The following is a 2,152-nucleotide window of genomic DNA, read 5'->3' as shown; positions in this document are numbered from 1 at the left end:
GCCGGGCCAACGCGGGCGCCGCCCTGGCCGTCACCGCACCGGGCCCGGCGACCGCACCGGACGCGGCACGACTCGACGCCTTCCTGAACTAGGGCCTCTCCTCGGTCAGTTGCCGTCCCGGCGGGAGACCTCGACGTTCTCCAGGATTCCCAGCGCGTCCGGCACCAGGACCGCCGCCGAGAAATAGGTGCTGACGAGGTACGAGATGATCGCCTGTTCGTCGATGCCCATGAAGCGCGCGTTGAGGCCCGGCTCGATCTCCTCCGGGATGCCTGTCTGGTAGAGGCCGATCACGCCCTGGTCGTCCTCGCCGGTGCGCATCGCGATGACCGACGACGTACGGGACTCGCTGACCGGGATCTTGTCGCACGGCAGCAGCGGCACACCGCGCCAGGCGGGCAGATGGTGGCCGCCGACGTCGATGCCGCTGAAGTAGACGCCCCGCTTGTTGCACTCCCGGCCGAACGCGGCGATCGCCCGCGGATGCGCGAACAGGAAGTGGGTGTCGCGCCGCATGCTCAGCAGTTCATCCAGGTCGTCGGGGGTCGGCGGCCCGGAGCGGGTGGAGATCCGCTGGTCGTAGTCGGCGTTGTGCAGCAGCCCGAAGTCCCGGTTGTTGACCAGCTCGTTCTCCTGCCGCTCGCGCAACGCCTCAATGGTCAGCCGGAGTTGCTGCTGGGTCTGGTTCATCGGCTGGTTGTAGAGGTCGGTGACGCGACTGTGCACCTTCAACACGGTCTGGGCGACGCCGAGTTCGTACTCGCGCGGGGCGAGGTCGTAGTCCACGAACGTGGCCGGCAGATCGGGCTCGCCCACATGCCCGGCGCTGAGCGCGATCGCCGCCTCGCCGAACGGGTTGGCCGGGGCGGGTTCGTCCGAGCCGAGTGCCTCGACGTGCGCGCGCAGGCCCGCGTGCCGATCTGTGACGGCCTGGTACGCCGTGTGCGGCAGCGTCAGCACCGTGGTGGCCGTCGCCGCGCGGGCCGTGAACTCCCAGGTGCCGTCGGGGCCGGCGAGCACCTGGCCGCCGAAGGTGTCGCCGTCGGCCAGCAGACCGACGACCGCCTCGTCACCGTAGGGACCCTCCCCGAGTTGCTCCACCTTGCCGTGCGCGATGAGGACCACCTGGTCGGCCGGGCGGCCCGCCTCCACGATCAACTGCCCCGGTGCGTACTCCCGTTGCTCGAACCGCTCGGCCAGCGCGCCGAGCGCGTCGGTGTCCGAGAAGCCGCGCAGCAGCGGGAGTTCGCCCAACTCGGCAGGAACGACCCGGACTTGCGCGCCGGTCTGGACGAACGTCACCCGCCCGTCGCCCCACGTGTACGTCAGGCGGCGGTTGGCGCGATAGGTGCCGCCCGGCACGTTCACCCAGGGCAGCATGCGGGTCAGCCAGCGGGAGCTGATGCCCTGCATCTGGGGTTCGGACTTGGTCGTGGTCGCCAGGGTGCGTGCCGCGGCGGTACCGAGGCTCTGCTGTTCCCGCTCCTCGGCGCCCGCCTCGGGCGCGTTACCGGTGTCGACCGACATGGTGCCTTCTCTCCTGTACACAGGTGACGGAACGCCTGCCTTCCGTCACATTCCGTGCGTACAGCTACCCGGCATCGGCCACGACGAATGACGACTTCGGACGGCGGTCGAGGCACATGCCGCTCGCACGTGCTCCCGCACCACCCCCGATTCCTTCGCCCCCACCCGTTCGGCGGTATCCCGTCCGGGGGGCCTCAGAGGGTCTTGCCGGGATTGAGGATGCCCCGGGGATCGAACGCCTCCTTCAGCCGCCGCTGCAACGCGTGCGCGGTGGGCCCGAGTTCGTCCGCCACCCACTGCCGCTTCAGTACTCCCACGCCGTGCTCGCCGGTCAGCGTCCCGCCGAGCCGCAGTGCCAGCGCGAAGATCTCACCGGCCGCCTCCCAGGCCGCGTCCGGCAGCCGGTCCAGGGCGGGATCGACCACGATGATCGGATGGAGGTTGCCGTCCGCCGCATGGGCGATCGTGTAGACCGGCACGGCATGACGGGCCGAGATCGCACGGATCTCGCGGACCGCCTCCGCCAGCCGGGAGCGCGGCACCGCGATGTCCTCGATCAGCGGCCGGCCCAGCTGCTCCAGCGCGGGGAGGGCGAGCCGGCGTGCCGCGGGCAGAGCCTCCGACT

At 70.9% G+C, this 2,152-nt stretch carries 2 protein-coding genes; both read right to left on the bottom strand.

Translation table 11 applies throughout. The annotated features are described in order from the left end of the window. Positions 1–105: 105 nt before the first annotated feature. The gene (locus R6V09_RS51630; protein ID WP_317888325.1) at positions 106–1,527 is read right to left on the bottom strand and encodes a family 2B encapsulin nanocompartment shell protein; all 1,422 of its coding nucleotides are present in this window, start codon (positions 1,525–1,527) and stop codon (positions 106–108) included. Between the two features lie 194 nt (positions 1,528–1,721). Beyond that, positions 1,722–2,152, bottom strand: a 431-nt coding sequence (locus R6V09_RS51625) for an FAD-linked oxidase C-terminal domain-containing protein (RefSeq protein WP_317888324.1), incomplete at its 5' end; no start/stop codon positions are given.

The sequence above is a fragment of the Streptomyces sp. W16 genome (assembly GCF_033194735.1).
GTDB lineage: Bacteria > Actinomycetota > Actinomycetes > Streptomycetales > Streptomycetaceae > Streptomyces.
This window is presented reverse-complemented; position numbering and strand designations above follow the sequence as displayed.